Below are 20,693 nucleotides of genomic sequence, written 5' to 3'. Positions count from 1 at the left end.
GGGGCTCTGGTATTCTCGTCGCCATGAAAAAAACTCTCCCTTTAAGCCTGATCGCAGCCCTCGGTGAAAACCGTGTGATCGGCGTCGACAACAGCATGCCCTGGCATTTGCCGGGGGATTTCAAGTATTTCAAGGCCACCACCCTGGGCAAGCCGATCATCATGGGGCGCAAGACCTGGGATTCCCTGGGGCGACCGTTGCCGGGGCGGCTGAACCTTGTGGTCAGCCGTCAGACCGACCTGGTGCTTGAAGGTGCGGAAGTTTTTTCGTCACTGGAAGCGGCGGTAGAGCGTGCCGAGGAGTGGGCCAAGGCCCAGGGCGCGGACGAGCTGATGTTGATCGGCGGCGCGCAGTTGTATGCTCAGGGGCTGGAACAGGCGGATCGCCTGTACCTCACGCGGGTGGCGTTGAGCCCGGAAGGGGATGCGTGGTTTCCGGCGTTTGATGCGAACCAGTGGAAGCTGGTGTCGAATGTGGAGAACCCGGCCGAAGGGGATAAACCGGCTTACAACTTTGAAGTCTGGGAGAAAGCTTAAAAGCATCGGGGGCAAGCCCCCTCCCACACTTGAATGTATTCACACATCAAAATGTGGGAGGGGGCTTGCCCCCGATAGCGCTCTATCAGACCTGAGCTAATTCAGCATGCTCATCGGCATCCAGTAACGCCTTGTCCGTCTGCCCCATGATCTGGCTGGTAATCGCCCCCGCCGTCATCGAGCCATTCACGTTCAGCGCCGTGCGGCCCATGTCGATCAGCGGCTCCACGGAAATCAGCAACGCCACCAATGACACCGGCAAGCCCATGGCCGGCAGCACGATCAACGCCGCGAAGGTCGCGCCGCCGCCCACGCCCGCCACGCCGGCCGAACTCAGGGTCACAATCGCGACCAGCGTCGCGATCCACAGCGGGTCCAGCGGGTTGATGCCGACGGTGGGCGCGACCATTACCGCCAACATCGCGGGATAGAGCCCGGCACAGCCGTTCTGGCCGATGGTCGCGCCAAACGAGGCGGCGAAACCGGCAATGGACTGCGGGATGCCCAGGCGGCGTGTCTGTGCTTCGATGCTCAAGGGGATCGAGGCGGCGCTGGAGCGGCTGGTAAAGGCAAAAGTCAGTACCGGCCAGACCTTGCGGAAGAAGCGCAGCGGGTTGACCCCGGCCAGCGACAGCAACAGGCCGTGCACCACAAACATCAGGCCCAGGGCCAGGTACGACACCACGACAAAACTGCCGAGCTTGATGATGTCCTGCAGGTTGGAGCTGGCGACCACCTTGGTCATCAGCGCCAGAACACCGTACGGGGTCAACTTCATGACCAGGCGCACCAGGCGCATCACCCAGGCTTGCAGGGTGTCGATGGCGTTGAGCACCTTCTGGCCTTTTTCCACGTCATCCTTGAGCAGTTGCAACGCGGCAACGCCCAGGAATGCGGCGAAAATCACCACGCTGATGATAGACGTCGGTTTGGCCCGGGCCAGGTCGGCGAACGGGTTGGCCGGCACGAACGACAGCAACAGCTGCGGGATATTCAGGTCGGCGACCTTGCCCGCGTAATCGTTCTGGATCACTTGCAGGCGCGCCATTTCCTGAGTGCCGGCGACCAGCCCTTCGGCGGTCAGGCCGAACAGGTTGGTCAGGCCGATACCGATCAGCGCTGCGATCGCGGTGGTGAACAGCAGGGTGCCGATGGTCAGGAAGCTGATCTTGCCCAGGGACGAGGCGTTGTGCAGACGCGCCACGGCACTGAGGATCGAGGCGAACACCAGCGGGATCACGATCATTTGCAGCAGTTGCACATAGCCGTTACCGACCAGGTCGAACCAGCCGATGGAGGCCCTGAGCACCGGGTGACCGGCCCCATAGATGGCATGCAGCACCACGCCGAATACCACGCCAAGCACCAGGGCGAACAGAACCTTTTTGGCGAGGCTCCAGTTCGTGCGGCCGGTTTGTGCCAGGCCCAGCAACAGGGCCACGAACACCAGTAAGTTGAGAATCAGGGGAAGATTCATTGAAGCTCCGTTGAGAAGGCAGCCCATCGCATGAGCCTGCGATTGCGAACCGGGAAGCCTAACAGCTTGAAATATATTGATTTAATACCGATATGGAATGGCGACTGTCGTTTTTGGAATAAGCATTTGCCGCTTAGACATACGCCCGTGGCGGAATCAGGATGCAGGCGGTCGTGCTCAACGCGAGAACTGTCACAGGGATTTGTTAGCGTCGATATCTTTCACTCAGGAAGAAAACGCTTATGAAGCTCGCGCCGAAATTGCTTGCCGCCGCTCTCTGCCTCGGGCTCGCCAGCCAGGCGTTCGCCGCCACCGAGTTGAAACACTGGCCGGCGCCTGCCGCCAAACAACTGAACGAGATGATCGCCGCCAACGCCAACAAGGGTAACTTCGCGGTGTTTGACATGGACAACACCAGCTACCGCTACGACCTTGAAGAGTCGCTGCTGCCGTACATGGAAAACAAGGGCCTGATCACCCGCGAGAGTCTTGATCCGTCGCTCAAGCTTATGCCGTTCAAAGACACCGCCGACCATAAGGAAAGTCTGTTCAGTTACTACTATCGCCTCTGCGAAGTGGACGACATGGTGTGCTATCCGTGGGTGGCCCAGGTGTTTTCCGGGTTCACCCTCAAGGAACTCAAGGTCCAGGTCGACGAGCTGATGGCCTCCGGAAAACCCGTTCCGGTCAGCTATTTTGAAGGCGATACGGTGAAAAATTCCGAGGTGCAGCCACCGAAAGTTTTCACCGGCCAGGCCGAGCTGTACAACAAACTGATGGAAAACGGCATCGAGGTGTATGTGATGACGGCCGCTTCCGAGGAACTGGTGCGCATGGTCGCCGCCGATCCGAAGTACGGCTACAACGTCAAACCCGAGAATGTGATCGGCGTGACCACCTTGCTCAAGGACCGCAACACAGGTGAACTGACCACCGCGCGCAAACAGATTGCCGCCGGCAAGTATGACGAGAAGGCCAACCTTGGCCTGGAACTGACACCCTACCTATGGACCCCGGCGACCTGGATGGCCGGCAAGCATGCGGCGATCCTCACCTATATCGACGAATGGAAAAAACCGGTGATCGTTGGCGGCGACACGCCGACCAGTGATGGCTACATGCTGTTCCACGACGTGGATGTGGCCAAGGGCGGCATTCACCTGTGGATCAACCGCAAGGACAAATACATGACCCAGCTTGACGGCATGATCGCCAAGCACGCTGCGGCGCAGGCCAAGGAAGGGTTGCCGGTGACCGCGGACAAGAACTGGGTGATCGTCAAGCCGGAAGACATCCAGTAACAGGCCGGACGCGGTAAAAAATGTGGGAGGGGGCTTGCTCCCGATGGCGGTGGGTCACGCAGCTCATAAATTGCCTGACCCTCTGCTATCGGGAGCAAGCCCCCTCCCACATTTGATCTTCATGGGTCTTGGGGGTGATCTCCAGGCAAAAAAATGCCCCGCCAAGTGCGGGGCATTTTCATGGGTGACGGTTACAAACCGTCAAGCATCGCCTTGTTACGCACAGCACCTTTATCGGCACTGGTCGCCAGCAGCGCATAAGCCTTCAATGCGGTGGTCACTTTACGTGGACGCTTCTCCACCGGTTTCCAGCCTTTCTTGTCCTGCTCAACCCGGCGTGCCGCCAGTTCTTCATCGCTGATCAACAGGTTGATCGAGCGGTTCGGAATGTCGATCAGCACCTTGTCGCCATCCTGCACCAGGCCAATCGCGCCGCCGGCAGCGGCTTCCGGCGACGCGTGGCCGATGGACAGGCCAGAGGTGCCGCCGGAGAAACGGCCATCGGTCAGCAGCGCGCAGGCTTTGCCCAGGCCTTTGGACTTCAGGTACGACGTGGGGTAGAGCATCTCCTGCATACCCGGGCCGCCTTTGGGGCCTTCGTAGCGGATGATCACGATGTCGCCTTCTTTCACTTCGTCGGCGAGGATGCCGCGTACCGAGCTGTCCTGGCTTTCGTAGATCTTGGCGCGGCCTTCGAAGACGTGGATGGACTCGTCCACGCCGGCGGTCTTCACCACGCAGCCGTCGAGGGCGATGTTGCCGTACAGTACGGCCAGGCCGCCTTCCTGGGAGTAGGCGTGCTCGACACTGCGGATGCAACCGTTTTCACGGTCATCGTCCAGGGTGTCCCAACGGGTCGACTGGCTGAACGCGGTCTGGGTCGGGATGCCTGCGGGGCCGGCCTTGAAGAAGGTGTGCACGGCTTCGTCGTCAGTCTGGGTGATGTCCCACTTGGCGATGCCTTCGGCGAGGGACGTGCTGTGCACGGTCGGCAGGTCGGTGTGCAACAGGCCGCCACGGGCCAGGCAGCCGAGGATCGAGAAGATCCCGCCGGCACGGTGCACGTCTTCCATGTGGTACTTCTGGATGTTCGGCGCGACCTTGCACAGTTGCGGCACGTGACGGGACAGGCGGTCGATGTCGCGCAGATCGAAATCGATCTCGGCTTCCTGGGCGGCGGCCAGCAAATGCAGGATGGTGTTGGTGGAACCGCCCATGGCGATGTCCAGGGTCATGGCGTTTTCGAACGCCTTGAAGTTGGCGATATTGCGCGGCAGCACCGACTCATCGTTCTCGGTGTAGTAACGCTTGCACAGCTCGACGATGGTTCGGCCGGCCTGCAGGAACAGTTGCTCGCGGTCGCTGTGGGTGGCCAGTGTGGAACCGTTGCCCGGCAAGGCCAGGCCCAGGGCTTCCACCAGGCAGTTCATCGAGTTGGCGGTGAACATGCCGGAGCACGAACCGCAGGTCGGGCACGCGCTGCGCTCGTATTCCGCGACCTTCTCGTCAGACGCGCTGGAATCGGCGGCGATTACCATGGCGTCGACGAGGTCGAGGCCGTGGGAGGCGAGTTTGGTCTTGCCGGCTTCCATCGGGCCGCCGGAGACGAAGATCACCGGGATGTTCAGGCGCAGGGCGGCCATCAGCATGCCGGGGGTGATCTTGTCGCAGTTGGAGATGCACACGATGGCGTCGGCGCAGTGGGCGTTGACCATGTACTCCACGGAGTCGGCGATGATCTCGCGGCTCGGCAGGGAGTACAGCATACCGTCATGGCCCATGGCGATGCCGTCGTCCACGGCGATGGTGTTGAATTCTTTTGCCACGCCACCGGCGCGTTCGATCTCACGGGCGACCAGTTGGCCCAGGTCCTTGAGGTGGACGTGGCCCGGTACAAACTGAGTGAACGAGTTGGCAATCGCGATGATCGGCTTCTTGAAGTCGTCATCCTTCATCCCCGTGGCACGCCACAATGCGCGCGCGCCGGCCATGTTGCGGCCGTGGGTGGATGTTTTCGAGCGGTAATCAGGCATTGGAGCACTCCGGGCGGCTAATCACTTACTAATCAGGTGCTAAAGGGGAGAGAGCTTCTATTGACGTCTGGAACACTCAGAAAATGGCCGTGTGTCCGGAAGTTGCCACTCGCGTCGCGGGATCGCCGCGTGCTTGGGCCTCGAGCTCATAAACCCGCCGGGGGATGACTGGCGATGAATAGGGCCGATTCTACACCGCTGGCGGCTGGAGGGAATGGCCGTCTACCTGTAGGAGCGAGCTTGCTCGCGAAAATCGTCAACGATGACGCCGTGCTATCAGGTAGCCCATGTCGTCTATGGGTTTTTCGCGAGCGAGCTCGCTCCTACAAGGGCGGATATATCCAGAACAATTGTTTGAAGGCTGGTTGGCGCTTCAGCTCCTACCGTTTCTCTTCCAATCACAGAAGAGGACGAAGGAATGTCCATTCAGCAAAATACTCATCGGCTGCGTAAGGGGCGCTATTCAGAATCGGGCCGTATCTACTTGCTAACGGCTGTCACCCATCAACGGCAACGCATCTTTCAAGACTGGCTTATCGGTCGCTTGCTGGTCCGCGAATTCAGAAAGGCTCAGGAGGATGGAGATGCAACGTCACTAGCCTGGGTGATCATGCCCGACCATTTCCACTGGCTGGTGGAGTTGCACAACGGCGATTTGCCCAGGCTCATGCAGCGAACCAAATCGAGAAGTGCCCGTGCAGTCAATAAGGCAAGACGGTCCTTCGGAGTGCTTTGGCAAAAAGGCTATTTCGACAGGGCGCTGCGTCGTGAGGAGGACTTGAAGGCAATGGCTCGCTACATTGTCGCAAACCCATTGCGTGCAGGTCTTGTTGATCACATTGGCCAATACCCGCTATGGGATGCCATCTGGCTATGAGACACCTTTACCTGTAGGAGCGAGCTTGCTCGCGAAGAACGTCAACGATAACGCAGTGCTATCAGGCAGCCCGTGGCGCCTATTCGTTCTTCGCGAGCAAGCTCGCTCCTACAGATGTTTCGGCTTCAATCAGCTGTTAGGCAAAAGCCGGCACGTAATGCTCTTGATATACCGCGTCTCGACAATCGCCGGGTGCACCGGATGATCCGGGCCCTGGCCGCCGCGTTCGAGCATCTGGATATTGCGGTCCAGGTGGCGGGCGCTGGTCAGCAGGATGTTCTGCAGGTCGTCTTCCGGCAGGTGCATGGAGCACGACGCGCTGACGAGGATGCCGTCCTTGCTGAGCAGGCGCATGGCTTGCTCGTTCAGGCGGCGGTAGGCGCCTTCGCCGTTTTTCATGTCTTTTTTGCGTTTGATGAAGGCCGGTGGGTCGGCGACGATCACGTCGAAGCGTTCTTCGCTGGCTTTCAGTTCTTTCAACGCTTCGAAGACGTCGCCTTCGATGCAGGTCATCTTCTCGGCCACGCCGTTGAGCGCGGCGTTGCGCTCCACGCCGTCGAGGGCGAAGGCGGAGGCGTCGACGCAGAACACTTCACTGGCGCCGAAAGCGGCGGCTTGCACGCCCCAGCCACCGATGTAGCTGTACAGGTCCAGAACGCGCTTGCCTTTTGCATACGGCGCCAGGCGCGCGCGGTTCATGCGGTGGTCGTAGAACCAGCCGGTTTTCTGGCCCTGGATCACCGGGGCTTCGAATTTCACGCCGTTTTCTTCCAGTGCGACCCATGCCGGCACCAGGCCGAATACGGTTTCGACATAGCGGTTGAGGCCTTCGGCGTCGCGCGCGGCGGAGTCGTTCTTGAACAGGATGCCGCTGGGCTTGAGCACTTGGGTCAGCGCGGCGATCACGTCTTCTTTATGGGCTTCCATGGTCGCCGAGGCGATCTGTACCACCAGGATGTCGCCGAAACGGTCGACCACCAGGCCCGGCAACAGGTCGGAATCCCCGTAGACCAGGCGGTAGAACGGCTTGTCGAACAGGCGGTCACGCAGGGACAGGGCGACGTTGAGGCGGTGCACCAGCAGCGACTTGTCCAGCGGCAACTTGATGTCGCGCGACAGCAGGCGGGCGCAGATCAGGTTGTTCGGGCTCATGGCCACGATGCCCAGGGTCTTGCCGCCGGCCGCTTCCAGGATAGCCTGGTCGCCTGCCTGGAAGCCGTGGAGTGGGGTGGCGGCCACGTCGATTTCGTTGCTGTAGACCCACAGGTGGCCGTTGCGCAAACGACGATCGGCGTTGGCTTTGAGACGCAGGCTTGGCAGGGACATGACGTCGCTCCGGAAAAAAGAGCGGGAGTATACCGTGTTGTGCATTGCTTGGCGGCGCCGCCGGACATGTGGGAGGGGGCTTGCCCCCGATAGCGGTGGGTCAGTCAGCTCATCTTTCACTGATATACCGCAATCGGGGGCAAGCCCCCTCCCACATTTGATCGAGTTTCGGTTTGGGTTTTTGGGTGTCGGCCCGGTCTGCATAAGGGGTAGAATCCCCGCCTAGCCCAGAGTGTGTACTTATGTCCCAAGAGCTTTCCGCCGAACAGATCCAGCAGGTCCTGCAAGGCATCAGCGTGCCGCCCCAGCCGCAAATCATGGTGGATTTGCAGATGGAGCAGTACATGCCCGACCCGGACCTGGAAGTGATCGCCCGGCTCATCGCCCAGGACCCGGGCCTGTCCGGCGCGTTGCTGAAAATCGTCAACTCGCCGTATTACGGCCTGAGCAACAAGATCGCCTCGATTCAGCGCGCGGTGAACCTGCTGGGCAGCCGCTCGGTCATCAACCTGATCAATGCGCTGTCGATCAAGGGCGAGATGAGCGACGACACCATCGTCACGCTCAACCGCTTCTGGGACACGGCCCAGGATGTGGCAATGACCTGCCTGACCCTGGCCAAGCGCACCGGCTCCCAGGCGGTTGACGAAGCCTATGCCCTGGGCCTGTTCCACGATTGCGGCGTGCCGCTGATGCTCAAGCGGTTCCCGAACTACATGACGGTGCTGGAGCAGGCCTACGCCAATGCCGGTCCGGATTGCCGTGTGGTTGACACCGAGAACAATGCGTTCAACACCAACCATGCCGTGGTGGGTTACTACACCGCCAAGTCCTGGCGCCTGCCGGAGCATGTGACCGACGCCATCGCCAACCACCACAACGCCCTGGCGATTTTCAGCGATGAGTCGTCGCGTAACCCTGTGCTTAAGAACCTGCTGGCGATCCTGAAAATGGCCGAGCACATCTGTTCGTCCTATCGCGTGCTGGGCAACCAGGCCGTTGACCATGAGTGGGATGCGATCGGCCATTTGGTGCTCGACTATGTGGGCCTGTCGGACTACGACTTCGAAAGCATGAAGTTGTCGATCCGCGAACTGGGCGCGCACTGAGCCTTTCTTCCCGAGGTACACATGCCTGAGTTACCAGAAGTCGAAACCACCCGGCGGGGGATTGCCCCGCACCTGGAGGGGCAGCGCGTCAGCCGTGTGGTGGTGCGTGAGCGCCGCCTGCGCTGGCCGATCCCCGAGGACCTTGATGTGCGCCTGTCCGGGCAGCGCATCGTGCTGGTGGAGCGGCGCGCCAAGTACTTGTTGATCAACGCCGAAGTGGGCACCTTGATCAGCCACCTGGGCATGTCGGGCAACCTGCGCCTGGTGGAAGCCGGCACGCCTGCGGCCAAGCATGAACATGTGGACATCGAGCTGGAATCCGGCCTGGCCCTGCGTTACACCGACCCCCGGCGTTTTGGCGCCATGCTCTGGAGCCAGGACCCGCACAACCACGAGCTGCTGCTGCGTCTGGGCCCCGAGCCATTGACCGCGCTGTTTGATGGCGAACGCTTGTTCCAGCAGTCCCGCGGGCGGTCGATGGCGGTGAAGCCGTTCATCATGGACAACGCCGTGGTGGTGGGCGTGGGCAATATCTATGCGACCGAAGCGCTGTTTGCGGCGGGGATCGATCCGCGTCGCGCGGCGGGCGGTATATCACGGGCGCGCTACCTGAGGCTGGCGATCGAAATCAAGCGCGTGCTGGCTGCGGCAATCGAGCGGGGCGGCACCACCTTGCGCGATTTTATCGGCGGCGACGGGCAGCCGGGGTATTTCCAGCAGGAATTGTTCGTGTATGGCCGGGGCGGCGAGGCGTGCAAGGTCTGCGGGACCGAGTTGCGCAATGTAGTGCTGGGGCAGCGGGCGAGTGTGTTTTGTCCCAAGTGTCAAAGCTGATGGCTGTGTGATGGCTGATATCGCCATCGGGGGCAAGCCCCCTCCCACATTTTGAATGTATTCACAAATCAAAGTGTGGGAGGGGGCTTGCCCCCGATGAGGCCTTTACAGGCGCTAAAGAACCTCAGGCTTTACCGGTAATCTTCCGGTACTTCTCCATCAACTGCTCTTCAGTCTCAGGGCGCGCTTCATCCAGCGGAATGCAATCCACCGGGCACACCTGCTGGCACTGGGGTTCGTCGTAGTGGCCGACACATTGCGTGCACAGGTTGGGATCGATCACATAGATCTCTTCACCCTGGGAAATCGCAGCGTTCGGGCACTCGGGTTCGCAGACGTCGCAATTGATGCAATCGTCGGTGATGATCAGGGACATGAGAACTCCTGCCAGGGCTGTCAGCCAAGGCATCTGAAAACGAATGCGCGCAATTGTGCCGCATTGGCGCCCGCAGTGCGAGCGGGCGCCGAGTGAGCGGTCTTACTTCTTGAAGCGCAGCGTCAGCGCGTCCGCGACCGCCGGGTGCACGAACTTGGTGATATCTCCGCCCAAAGCGGCAATTTCACGCACCAACGTCGAGGAAATGAACGAATAACGTTCCGATGGCGTAAGGAACAGGCTTTCCACGTCCGGCGCCAGTTGGCGGTTCATGTTGGCCAGCTGAAATTCATATTCGAAATCCGACACCGCGCGCAGGCCACGCAGAAACACATTGGCGTTCTGCTCCTTGGCAAAGTGCGCCAGCAGGGTCGAAAAGCCCACCACCTCCACGTTGGGCAGGTGCTTGGTGACCTCTTGCGCCAATTCCACGCGCTGCTCCAGGGGAAACAGCGGGTTTTTCTTGGGGCTGGCGGCAACCGCGATGATCACATGGTCGAACAGGCGAGAGGCGCGTTCGACCAGATCGCCATGGCCTTTGGTAATCGGGTCGAAGGTACCTGGGTACAACACTCGGTTCATCGCGTCGTCCTGGCGGAGTCCGTTGGGGAATCGGATGGTATCGCAGCCATCCCGGTCGGCCAAGTCGACTTACGTAGATAAATGCCGTGAATCGCACGGTTTTTCACGCTGTTTTCAGACGTTCGGACAAGGCTGACGCCAATTGGGCGCTCATTCCATACACCGACAACTGGGGGTTTGCCCCAATGCTGGTGGGAAACAGGGAGCCGTCGTGAATCGACAGGTTACGCAGTTGGTGGTGGCGCCCGAGGCTATCGGCAACCGCGTTTTTCGGGTCTTCGCCCATGGCACAACCGCCCATCACATGGGCGCTGCCCAGCGTGGTTCGATGTAGCTCAAGGCTCAAACCGTCAATCACACTGCGCGCCTCGGCCAAGCTGCTCACGTATCGGGCATCGTGATGCAGGGGCTTGACCGATTTGGCGCCTGCTGCGAACTGTATCTCGGCCATGCTGTGAAAGGCCCGACGCAGGCCGTCCCAGGCATAGGGCGAAACCTGATAGTCGAGCACCGGCGTACCGTCACCGCGCAATTCCACTGCGCCGCCAGGGCTGTCGGGGTGAAAACCGTCGCGCAACAGCGCGAGCATGGCGTGGGTATGGGGCAGTCGGTTCATGTCCAGGGCATTCTGCCCGCCGTAGCCGCCAAACAGCGTGCTTGCCAACCCTGGGTGTAAGGGCGGGGCTTCCAGCTTGTAGGACATTTTACCGGTAGTGCCGTCCTGCCATTGGAAATGGTCGGAATAGATCGACTGCGGCGCCCCGTAGAACGGATTGATCACCTCGTCGAACAACCCGGCGGAGAAGTTCACCAAGTGCAGGAAGGTGCGCTTGCCCAGCCGTGAATGAGGGTCGGGCGCGTCCGAGCGCATCAGCAACGCCGGGCTGTTGATGCCGCCGCCCGAGAGTACGTAATGTTTGGCCTTTACGCTGATCGTGCGTCCGGTAGGCGCCACACAACGCGCATCCATGGCCACGCATTCCAGGCTGCTGATCGTGTCGCCGCTGTATGTGAGGCGCTCGGCACGGGCCAGGTAGAGCAGCTCGCCGCCTTTCTCCAGGGTGGCGGGGATGGTGGTCACCAGCATCGATTGCTTGGCGTTGACCGGGCAGCCCATGCCGCAATAACCCAGGTTGAAGCAGCCGCGCACATTGCGCGGGATCACATGCCAGCTGTAGCCGAGCTTTTCGCAGCCTTTGCGGATCACGTCGTTGTTGGCATTCGGCGGCAGGGCCCAGGGCGCGATGCCCAGGCGCTGTTCCATTGCTTCGAACCACGGCGCCATCTCGGCGCTGCTATGGCCCTTCACCGCGTATTCGCTGGCCCAGTGGGCGAGGGTGGCATCGGGGGTGCGAAAGCTGGAGGTCCAGTTGATCAACGTTGTACCGCCCACTGCCCGGCCCTGCAGTATGGTGATCGCACCGTCCTTGCTCATACGCCCAATCCCTTCCTGGTACAGGCTGGCGTAGGCTTCGTCTTCCAGCAGCTTGAAATCGCTGCTGGTCTTGAGCGGGCCTTCTTCGATCAGCAACACCTTGTAGCCGGCGGCGCTGAGGATTTCCGCTGTAGTACCGCCACCGGCGCCGCTGCCGATGATGGCCACGTCGGCTTCCAGGGTCAGGTCATTGTCGAGGGCGGCGCCGTTGTGGGTTTTCCAGCCTCGGGCCAGGCCGTCGCGGAACAGATCGGGTACGGGCATCAGGGTCGTCTCTTTTTTATTGTGAGGGATGCAGATCAGATCTTCGGCGGGCCGGGGTACCCGCAGTGGGCCCAGGACTCGGGCCGGAAGTACCAGGCCATGATCACCAGCTTGAGCAGCGAGCCCTGGCCCATGCGCAGCAGGTTCAGGTAGCTGTTTTCCCAGCGGTGCAGGAAGTTGCGGATCTGCTCGCTGCTCGCGTTTTCCCAACTGCCCCAGATGCCGGTCAACGGTCCTCGGGTAATGCCCATGCTCAACACGTCGAACAACTGTTGGGTGAGCTTGAACATCTCCGGCGACAGGTGCTGCAGGCTGTAGTCGAGTTTTTTCAGAGTGTCTTCAATCCCGGCGCTCACGGCTTGCGCGCTGGCCGCGCTTTCCAGCAGTACCGGGATTACCGCGCGCAGGAACGGCAAGTCACTGGCGCGCAACATCGCAAAACCGCTGGCCGGCGTGCTGCTCGAGCAACCGCTGAGGCTGGCGCCCAGCCCGGCGGTGGCCAGGAAGGCACTGGCGCACAGGCCGATTTTCAAGACGCCGCGCCGTGACAGCGAAGGTGTTTCAGTCAGGCTGGGGTTCATTGTTTTTATTGTCCCGAAAGTGGCGGTTTCAGCGGATAAACAGCTTCTGAATCAATTTCTGGATGGATTTTCCATAGGGCGGATAGATCAACTTCGCCGCATTCAAGCGCTGTTTGACCAGCACGCCCTTGGCCTTGCTGAAAGTCAGAAAGCCTTCGTGACCGTGGTAGTGGCCCATGCCAGAAGGGCCGATGCCACCAAACGGCAGGTCGTCCTGTGCGACTTGCAGCAGGGTATCGTTCAGGCACACGCCGCCGGAGTGGGTCTCGTGGAGCACACGATTCTGTTCGCGCTTGTTGTAGCCGAAGTAATACAGGGCCAGTGGGCGTGGGCGCTGGTTGATGTAGGCGAAAGCCTCATCAATGCCGCGATAGGGTACGATCGGTAATAGCGGACCGAAGATTTCGTCCTGCATCACCGTCATTTCGTCACTCACATTCAGCAGCAGGCTGTGAGCCATGCGCCGGGCCTGGCTCTGGTCGTACAGCGTAATCAGGGTGGCGCCCTTGTCGGTGGCGTCCTTTACGTAAGCATCAAGCCTGGCCAGTTGCCGCTCATTGATGATGGCGGTGTAGTCCGGGTTGTCGACCAGGGTCGGATAGAACCCACGAATCGCATGGGAGTAAGCCTCGACGAAGTCTTCCACACGATCTTCCGGCACCAGCACATAGTCGGGTGCCACGCAGGTTTGCCCGGCGTTCAAGGCCTTGCCAAAGGCGATACGCTCGGCAGCGTCCTTGAGCGGCACATCGGCGGAGACGATGGCTGGCGATTTGCCGCCCAGCTCCAGCGTGACCGGTGTGAGGTGTTCGGCGGCCGCACGCATCACATGTTTGCCGATGCTGGTGGCCCCGGTGAACAGCAGATGATCGAACCGCAACCTGGAAAACGCCATGCCGACGTCGGCTTCGCCCAGCACCACGCACACCAGGTCCTCGGGGAAGATTTTCGCCAGCAATGCCTTGAGCAGTTCACCGGTGGCCGGTGTGGATTCGCTGAGCTTGAGCATCACCCGGTTGCCGGCGGCCAAGGCCCCGACCAGCGGGCCGATGGCCAGGTACAGCGGGTAATTCCACGGCACGATGACGCCGACCACACCCAGCGGCTGGTAGATGACTCTGGCCGATGCGGGCTGAAAGGCAATGCCTACAGCGCGGCGGGAAGGTTTCATCCAGCCTTTGAGGTGTTTGCTGGCGTAGTGAATGCCATGCAGGCTGGGCATCAACTCGGCGAACAGGGTTTCGTCTGCGCTGCGATGGCTGAAGTCCTGGCTGATCGCGTCTATCAGCGCCTGGCGTTCATAGCTGAGCACATCGCGCAGGGCCTTGAGCCATTGCTGTCGTTGCGCGGCCGGCGGCATCGGGTTGGCGGCGTAGGCGCGACGTTGCGCTTCGAACAGGATCTGGAGGTGATCCAGCGCCTGGGATTCTTGCAGGTAGGCAACGTTGGCAGACATGGCGCGATCCTGATTGTTATAGGTCTGCCTGGATTTTTAGAGTCATTGCTCTAAATTGTCAAATAACATTGCAGTAACATCCGGATTTAACCTGACCGACATACGCCGTAAGATGCCCCATCCCGTGTTTAGAAGCTGAGCCCCTATGGCACCACGAGTAAAGACCAGCGAGCGCATTGTGCAAACCAGCCTGGAGCTTTTTAACCAGCAGGGCGAGCGCAGTGTCAGCACCAACCATATCGCCGCGCATATGGAAATTTCCCCGGGCAACCTGTACTACCACTTCCCCAACAAACAGGCGATTATCGCTGTGCTGTTCCGCGAATACGAAGCCTTGGTGGACAGTTTCCTGCGCCCGCCCCAGGGACGCGCGATGGTGGTGGAAGACAAGCGCTTCTACCTGCAGGCCGTATTGGCCGGCATGTGGCGCTACCGCTTTCTGCACCGCGACCTCGAACATTTATTGGAAAGCGATCCGGAGCTGGCCACCGGCTACCGACGGTTTTCCCAGCGCTGCCTGATCCAGGGCGGGGCGATCTACCAAGGCTTTGTCGACGCCGGCATTCTCTCCATGGACCCGGTGCAAACCGAAGCCCTGACCCTCAATGCCTGGATTATTCTCACCTCCTGGGTGCGTTTCCTGTGCACCACCAATGAAAACTCCACCCATTTGAGCGCCGAGGCGATCAAGCGCGGGGTGTATCAGGTGCTGGTGCTGGAGGCGGGGTTTGTCACGCCCCAGGCCAAAGACGCGGTGGATGCGCTGTTCAAAGAGTTTTACGTGCCGTTGAACCAGGCACTGGAAGAAGTGAAGTAGGACCCTTTCCCTTTGTATTCACAGGAGTCAGTCATGCCGCTTGCCCAACTGATCAGCCCCCAGCAACTGGCCGAGCGCCAGACGTCGGCAGGGCTGGTGATCCTGGATTGTCGCTTTGCCCTGGAAGACCCGGATTACGGGCGGTGCAGCTATGCCGAGGGGCATATCGAAGGGGCGCAGTATGCGGACTTGGACCGCCACCTCAGCGGCCCGGTGATCAAAGGCGTGACCGGTCGCCACCCGCTGCCTGCGGCGGATGCATTCATCCAGCAATTGCAGGCGTGGGGTATCAGCGCTGACACTGATGTGGTGTTGTATGACGATGGGCCAGGGGCCTATGCGGCTCGGGCATGGTGGCTGCTGGTCTGGCTCGGCAAGCGCGATGGCGTGTTTATCCTGGACGGAGGTCTCAAGGCCTGGCATGCGGCGGGCTTCCCATTGAGCCTGGATGCGCCGGTGGTAGAGCCCGGCACGTTTGCCGGTACGCCGGATAATCGGCTACTGCTGGACGCCGAGCAGTTGCAGAAACGCCTGGGCGAACCGGACATGACCTTGATCGACGCCCGCGCCCAGGCGCGCTTTCGCGGCGAAATGGAGCCCATCGACCCGATCGCCGGGCATATTCCTGGCGCGCAATGCGCGGCATTCAGTGAAAACCTGGGTAGCGATGGGCGCTTTTTGCCGGCTGAACAGCTCAGGCAGCGGTTCGCCGCGCAGTTGCAGGGGCGACCGGCGCAGGAGTTGGTGGCGTATTGCGGTTCCGGGGTAACGGCGTGCCATAACCTGTTTGCGCTGAGTTTGGCGGGGTATCCGTTGGGCAGGTTGTATGCGGGGTCGTGGAGTGAGTGGATTACGGATCCTGCTCGTGAAATTGCAACAGGCGACTAGAGGCCGGATCTGCAAACCCAATCAAAATGTGGGAGGGGGCTTGCCCCCTCCCACATGTTTAACCGTGTTGTGCCAGTAGCCACTGGGGGATGCGGCGTTCCAGGTAGTAGCCAGGGCGTTTCAGTGAGCCTTCTACAAACCCCACATGCCCACCCTTGGCCAACAGCTCAAACTCCGTGCATGCCGACAGTTCACTCGCCTCCGGCAGGCTATGAGCAAACACAAACGGATCATCGGCCGCCTGGATAATCAGGGTCGGCGTGCGGATATCACCCAGGTAATACCGGCTCGATGCCTGTCGATAGTAGTCTTCGGCACTCAAGTAACCGTGCAGTGGCGCAGTCACACGCCCGTCGAAGTCCCAGAAGGTGCGCATTTTCTCCAGTGAGCCCAGCGCCTCCAGGGTTTTGAGCCCCTCATCACGGCCATCCTGCAGAAACTGGCGTTGCTTGACGCGGATATACGCCAGCATCTCGCGCATGAAGTGCTTCTGATAGATTCGCGAAAACCCCAGCCCGATGCGGTCCGCGCATTGGTCCAGGCGAAACGGCACCGACACCGCCGCCGCGCCTTGCAGCCCCGAAGCCTCGCCGGTTTCGCCCAAATGCTTGAGCAACACATTGCCGCCCAGGGAATAACCCACCGCATACAGGGGCGCCAAAGGTCGCTTGGCGCGCAGATGAGCAATCGCCGCCGCCAGGTCTTCGCTGGCACCGGAGTGATAGCTGCGAGCCAGCAGGTTAGGCTCGCCGGAGCAGCCGCGCCAGTTCAACGCCACGCTGGCCCAGCGTTGCGCGCCGAGCACCTTTTGCAGGCCGGCCACGTAGGGCGAATTGGACGAGCCGGTCAGCCCGTGCAGCACCAGTACCAGCGGTGCATGCAGGTCATGGGGGCCATGCCAGTCGAGATCGAGAAAGTCGCCGTCTTCCAGCCACAGACGTTCGCGTTGGCGCTCGATATGGGTGGTCGGGCGCCACAGCGGCCCCCACAGTGTTTGCAAGTGGGGGTTGCCGAGGCCGAAGGCGGGTTTGAAGCGGTCCACAGAGGGAATCATGGAAATACTCGCTGCCGGACGAGCTTGCCATGACTCCTGTAGGAGCGAGCTTGCTCGCGAAAAACGTTAACGTGACGCAGCGCTATCAGGCCGCCCGTGTCGCCTGTTCGACCTTCGTGAGCAAGCTCGCTCCTACAGGGTGCGGTGCCACAACGCGTAATACACCCGCCCGGATTTCTGCTCGCGGTGCAGGCGCCAGCTGCCCGGCAGGCCGAGCGTCGACGGCGCGGTCTCGCTCTCAGTGTAGATCCACGCATCGGGCGCCAGCCATTGGCGTTCTTCCAGCAGCGTGCACACGGTCGGCAGCAGGTTCTGGTTGAACGGCGGGTCGAGGAAGACCACGTCGTATTCGCTGGCTGCCTGGGTTTCCAGGTAGCGCAAGGCGTCGGCGGTCTGGACCTGGCCGTTGGTGCAACGCAAGGTGCCCAAGTGTTCCTTGAGGCTGGACACCGCCACATTGCTCGCATCCAGCGCCTGTGCCTGGGCTGCGCCACGGGACAGCGCCTCCAGGAACAGCGCGCCGCTGCCGGCAAACGGGTCGAGGACCTTGGCGCCGCCGATATACGGCGCAAGCCAGTTGAACAAGGTTTCGCGCACGCGATCCGGGGTCGGGCGCAGGCCAACGACATCGGGGAAGCTCAGCTTGCGGCTGCCCCATTCACCACCAATGATGCGCAGTTGGCCCACACCGTTATGCACGTTGTGGACAGGTTTTTTCGGGCGAGATGAACTGGCCATTAATGCTCCGGAACCCCGAGCGGCTGCTCGGCGGGTTTATCAGTGGGGGGCGGTAGTGGCTTTTGCGCAATCGTCGGGCCGGCGGTCACGATGACCATCTTGTCGGCGCTCAAGTGTTTGTTCATTGCAGCCTTGACCTGCTCTACGGTCAGGGCCTGGGATTGTTTCATGAAATCTTCCAGATAGCTCAGTGGCAGGTTATAGAAACCCATGGCACCGAGTTGCCCGACGATATCGGCATTGCTGGCGGTGGACAGCGGAAAGCTGCCGGCCAGTTCGCGCTTGGCGTCATCCAGTTCCTTCTGGGTGGGGCCGTTTTTGAGGTAGTCCGCCACCACGTCTTCAACCAGGCGCAGGGTGCCGCCGCTCATTTCGGCGCGGGTCTGCAGGTTGATCATGAACGGGCCGCGTACCTGCATCGGCGAGAAGCCGGAGTACACGCCGTAGGTCAGGCCGCGTTTTTCGCGCACTTCGCTCATCAAGCGGGTGCCGAAGCCACCGCCGCCGAGAATCTGGTTACCCAGGGACAAGGCTGCGTAATCCGGGTCTGCACGGTCGATGCCCAACTGGGCGAACAGCAGGTGGGTTTGCTTGGAGGGAAATTCGATACGGCTCAGGCCGGCCTTTGGCGCCGTCGGCTGGGCAATCTTCGCCAGCGCCGGGCCCTTGGGCAACGCGGCAGAAACCTTGGCGGTCATCGCTTCGGCTTCAGCGCGGGTCAGGTCGCCGACCACCGCGATCACCGCATTGCCCGCTGCGTAGGCCTTGGCGTGGAAGGCCTGCATCTGTTGCACGGTAATCGCCGGAACGCTTTCAGGCGTGCCTTCGCTGGGGTGGGCGTACGGGTGGTCGCCGTACAGGCGCTTGAACAGCTCGATGCTCGCCAGCTTGGCGGGGTTCTGTTTCTGGTATTCGAAGCCGGCCAGGATCTGGTTCTTGATGCGTGCCAGAGAATCGGCCGGAAACGTCGGCTTGCCGATCACGTCATCGAACAGCGCCAGTGCGGCATCGCGTTTGTCGCTGTCGCTCAAGCTGCGCAGGGACACCAGCGCCATATCGCGGTAGGCGCCATTGCCAAAATCAGCACCCAGACCTTCAAAGCCGCTGGCGATCTGGCTGACGTCCTTGCCCGGCACGCCTTCGTTGAGCATGGCATTGGTCATCAGGGCCAGGCCTGGCACGTTGCCGTCCTGGCTGCTGCCGGCGGCGAACAGGATGCGCACGTCGAACATCGGCAGTTCATGGGCCTCGACGAACAGCACCTTGGCGCCTTCGGCGGTGGTCCAGGTCTGTACATCGAGCTTGCGGTTGGTCGGCGCTTTACCGTCCAGCTCAGCCAGCGATTGCAGCTTGCTGGCCGATTGAGTCTTGTCCAGGGCCGGGCTGGCAACGGATTCGCTCGGGCGCAGGAAATACACGGCACTGGCTGCGATCAGGGTCACCGTGATCAGGCCGGGCAGAATCAGGCGGCTGCTTTTGCGATCATTCATGAGCGGTCTCCTCAGGCAGAACATGGGCGACGCTCAGACGTTCGCGGGTGAAATAGGTGCGCGCCGCCTTCTGGATATCTTCCGGGGTCACGCTTTGCAGGTCGGCAAGCTCAGTGTCCATCAGCTTCCACGACAGGCCGACGGTCTCCAGCGAGCCGATGGCCGTGGCCTGGCTGGTGATGGAGTCGCGCTGGTAGACCACGCCGGCGATTACCTGGGCGCGGATGCGCTCAAGCTCTTCGGCAGTGGGCGGCTTGGCCTTGAGCTCTTCCAACAGGCGCCACAGGCCGGCTTCGGCCTGGGCGACGGTCTTTTTCTTCTGCTGGTTAGGCGTGGCGCTCAGCATGAACAGGGTGTCGCCGCGAGTATAGGCGTCGTAATTGGTGGAGGCGGCGGAGACCAGTTCTTCACCGCGCTCCAACTGCTCGGAGATCCGTGCGCTGTAGCCGCCGTCGAGCAGGGCCGAGATCAGGCGCAGGGCTTGTACCGAGCGCTTGTCTTCGGCAGTCGCCAGGCCCGGCACGTTGAAACCGAGCATGACGCTGGGCAACTGGGTCTGCACGTGCAGGGTCAGCAGGCGCTCGCCGGGCTCGGCCAGCTCCATCGGAATCTTGGCGGGCGGGACGTCGCGCCTGGGAATCGGGCCGAAGTAGCGCTGGGCCAGGGTTTTCACCTCGTCCGGCGTGACATCGCCGACCACCACCAGGGTCGCGTTGTTCGGTACGTACCAGGCCTGGTACCAGTGGCGCAGTTCCTCGACCTTCATGCGTTCCAGGTCGGCCATCCAGCCGATGGTTGGCGTGTGATAGCCGCTGGCCGGGAAGGCCATGGCCTTGAACCGTTCAAAGGCCTTGGACATCGGGTTGTCGTCGGTGCGCAGGCGGCGCTCTTCCTTGATCACTTCGATTTCGCGGCTGAACTCATCGGCCGGCAGGCGCAGGCTGGCCATGCGGTCGGCTTCCAGCTCGAAGGCCACGCCCAGGCGGTCGCGGGCCAGCACCTGATAGTAGGCGGTGTAGTCGTCACTGGTGAACGCGTTTTCTTCGGCGCCCAGGTCACGCAGGATCAGCGAGGCTTCGCCGGGGCCGACCTTGGCGCTGCCCTTGAACATCATGTGTTCCAGGGCGTGGGACAAACCGGTCTGGCCCGGGGTTTCGTAGCTCGAGCCCACCTTGTACCAGACCTGGGAAACCACCACCGGCGCACGATGGTCTTCGCGCACGACGACCTTGAGGCCGTTGTCGAGGGTGAATTCGTGGGTGGGTTGTGGGTCGGCAGCCAAAGCTGAAAGGGGCAGACAAACTGTGCTGAGCAGCAGGCCTGCGGCGCGGCGGGCTAGAGCATTCATTCGTTTTTTAACCTGTTGGACTGCCCGCTTGGTCTTAGCGTCGGCGGGCGAGGAGGTGCTAGGATACCGATCCGACTTAGGGGCGGCCACTACGGCTGTCTTGTTGAGGCCCTATTTTGGCCTTCAAAATGTTGCGCATGAACGAGCTGGCTAAAAAACAGTCTGTTACGC

Annotated in this window: 18 protein-coding genes and 1 pseudogene; 7 read left to right on the top strand and 12 right to left on the bottom strand. The window is 61.2% G+C overall.

Going from position 1 to position 20,693, the window contains the following annotated elements; all coding sequences use genetic code 11:
• Positions 1-23: 23 nt before the first annotated feature.
• Positions 24-536, top strand: coding sequence for a dihydrofolate reductase (locus tag MRY17_RS24565; protein ID WP_191956231.1), 513 nt, complete (start codon positions 24-26; stop codon positions 534-536).
• A gap of 85 nt (positions 537-621) precedes the next feature.
• On the opposite strand, the gene MRY17_RS24560 is transcribed toward MRY17_RS24565, so the two are convergent.
• On the bottom strand, positions 622-2,013 hold the full coding sequence (locus MRY17_RS24560) for an L-cystine transporter (RefSeq protein WP_181282526.1): 1,392 nt from the start codon (positions 2,011-2,013) through the stop codon (positions 622-624).
• 242 nt (positions 2,014-2,255) lie between these two features.
• Here MRY17_RS24560 and MRY17_RS24555 point away from each other — a divergent pair, with 242 nt between their 5' ends.
• Positions 2,256-3,314: a haloacid dehalogenase-like hydrolase gene (locus MRY17_RS24555; protein ID WP_243353003.1), complete on the top strand. Its 1,059-nt coding sequence runs from the start codon at positions 2,256-2,258 to the stop codon at positions 3,312-3,314.
• A 191-nt stretch (positions 3,315-3,505) separates the two neighbouring features.
• Here the strand turns inward: MRY17_RS24555 and ilvD are convergent, their stop codons facing one another.
• Positions 3,506-5,347: a dihydroxy-acid dehydratase gene (gene ilvD / locus MRY17_RS24550; RefSeq protein WP_243353002.1), complete on the bottom strand. Its 1,842-nt coding sequence runs from the start codon at positions 5,345-5,347 to the stop codon at positions 3,506-3,508.
• Positions 5,348-5,765: 418 nt separating this feature from the next.
• Between ilvD and MRY17_RS24545 the strand changes: the two genes are divergently transcribed.
• Positions 5,766-6,224, top strand: coding sequence for an REP-associated tyrosine transposase (locus MRY17_RS24545; RefSeq protein ID WP_191953101.1), 459 nt, complete (start codon positions 5,766-5,768; stop codon positions 6,222-6,224).
• A gap of 129 nt (positions 6,225-6,353) precedes the next feature.
• On the opposite strand, the gene MRY17_RS24540 is transcribed toward MRY17_RS24545, so the two are convergent.
• Positions 6,354-7,550 (bottom strand): class I SAM-dependent rRNA methyltransferase, encoded by a 1,197-nt coding sequence (locus MRY17_RS24540; protein ID WP_191953100.1) that lies wholly within the window; start codon positions 7,548-7,550, stop codon positions 6,354-6,356.
• A gap of 296 nt (positions 7,551-7,846) precedes the next feature.
• Between MRY17_RS24540 and MRY17_RS24535 the strand changes: the two genes are divergently transcribed.
• Entirely contained in the window at positions 7,847-8,659 is an 813-nt protein-coding gene (locus tag MRY17_RS24535; RefSeq protein WP_173667498.1) for an HDOD domain-containing protein, read from the top strand.
• Positions 8,660-8,680: 21 nt separating this feature from the next.
• A complete protein-coding gene (gene mutM / locus MRY17_RS24530) occupies positions 8,681-9,493 on the top strand; it encodes a bifunctional DNA-formamidopyrimidine glycosylase/DNA-(apurinic or apyrimidinic site) lyase (protein ID WP_243353001.1) in 813 nt (270 codons plus the stop codon).
• Between the two features lie 124 nt (positions 9,494-9,617).
• Here mutM and MRY17_RS24525 read toward each other — a convergent pair whose 3' ends face one another.
• The 5 genes and pseudogenes from MRY17_RS24525 to MRY17_RS24505 form a co-directional block, all read right to left on the bottom strand.
• On the bottom strand, positions 9,618-9,869 hold the full coding sequence (locus MRY17_RS24525) for a YfhL family 4Fe-4S dicluster ferredoxin (protein ID WP_057723493.1): 252 nt from the start codon (positions 9,867-9,869) through the stop codon (positions 9,618-9,620).
• A 102-nt stretch (positions 9,870-9,971) separates the two neighbouring features.
• The gene (gene coaD / locus MRY17_RS24520; RefSeq protein ID WP_003195136.1) at positions 9,972-10,451 is read right to left on the bottom strand and encodes a pantetheine-phosphate adenylyltransferase; all 480 of its coding nucleotides are present in this window, start codon (positions 10,449-10,451) and stop codon (positions 9,972-9,974) included.
• A 103-nt stretch (positions 10,452-10,554) separates the two neighbouring features.
• Positions 10,555-12,150, bottom strand: a complete 1,596-nt coding sequence (locus MRY17_RS24515) for a GMC family oxidoreductase (RefSeq protein WP_181282523.1) — start codon at positions 12,148-12,150, stop codon at positions 10,555-10,557.
• Positions 12,151-12,185: 35 nt separating this feature from the next.
• Positions 12,186-12,731, bottom strand: a complete 546-nt coding sequence (locus tag MRY17_RS24510) for a twin-arginine translocation pathway signal protein (protein ID WP_191953099.1) — start codon at positions 12,729-12,731, stop codon at positions 12,186-12,188.
• Between the two features lie 28 nt (positions 12,732-12,759).
• Positions 12,760-14,199, bottom strand: a pseudogene (locus MRY17_RS24505) (coniferyl aldehyde dehydrogenase); the annotation flags it as partial.
• Between the two features lie 133 nt (positions 14,200-14,332).
• Here MRY17_RS24505 and MRY17_RS24500 point away from each other — a divergent pair.
• Both MRY17_RS24500 and MRY17_RS24495 read left to right on the top strand, forming a co-directional pair.
• Positions 14,333-15,004 (top strand): TetR/AcrR family transcriptional regulator, encoded by a 672-nt coding sequence (locus MRY17_RS24500; protein ID WP_124360206.1) that lies wholly within the window; start codon positions 14,333-14,335, stop codon positions 15,002-15,004.
• A gap of 33 nt (positions 15,005-15,037) precedes the next feature.
• Positions 15,038-15,892, top strand: coding sequence for a sulfurtransferase (locus MRY17_RS24495; RefSeq protein WP_243352999.1), 855 nt, complete (start codon positions 15,038-15,040; stop codon positions 15,890-15,892).
• A 58-nt stretch (positions 15,893-15,950) separates the two neighbouring features.
• On the opposite strand, the gene MRY17_RS24490 is transcribed toward MRY17_RS24495, so the two are convergent.
• The 4 genes from MRY17_RS24490 to MRY17_RS24475 all read right to left on the bottom strand — a co-directional run bounded on the left by MRY17_RS24490 (position 15,951) and on the right by MRY17_RS24475 (position 20,522).
• Complete coding sequence (locus MRY17_RS24490; protein WP_243352998.1) at positions 15,951-16,946, bottom strand: hydrolase; 996 nt, start codon at positions 16,944-16,946, stop codon at positions 15,951-15,953.
• A gap of 132 nt (positions 16,947-17,078) precedes the next feature.
• Positions 17,079-17,684, bottom strand: coding sequence for a 16S rRNA (guanine(966)-N(2))-methyltransferase RsmD (gene rsmD, locus MRY17_RS24485; RefSeq protein WP_181282518.1), 606 nt, complete (start codon positions 17,682-17,684; stop codon positions 17,079-17,081).
• Positions 17,684-19,174, bottom strand: coding sequence for a M16 family metallopeptidase (locus tag MRY17_RS24480; RefSeq protein ID WP_243352997.1), 1,491 nt, complete (start codon positions 19,172-19,174; stop codon positions 17,684-17,686). The genes rsmD and MRY17_RS24480 overlap by 1 nt, the downstream gene beginning before the upstream one ends.
• A complete protein-coding gene (locus tag MRY17_RS24475) occupies positions 19,167-20,522 on the bottom strand; it encodes a M16 family metallopeptidase (RefSeq protein ID WP_057723502.1) in 1,356 nt (451 codons plus the stop codon). The genes MRY17_RS24480 and MRY17_RS24475 overlap by 8 nt, the downstream gene beginning before the upstream one ends.
• Between the last annotated feature and the right edge of the window lie 171 nt (positions 20,523-20,693).

It is taken from the genome of Pseudomonas orientalis (assembly GCF_022807995.1).
GTDB lineage: Bacteria > Pseudomonadota > Gammaproteobacteria > Pseudomonadales > Pseudomonadaceae > Aquipseudomonas > Aquipseudomonas orientalis_B.
Note: the sequence above shows the minus strand (reverse complement) of the source record. Positions and strands in the feature narration are given on the sequence as shown.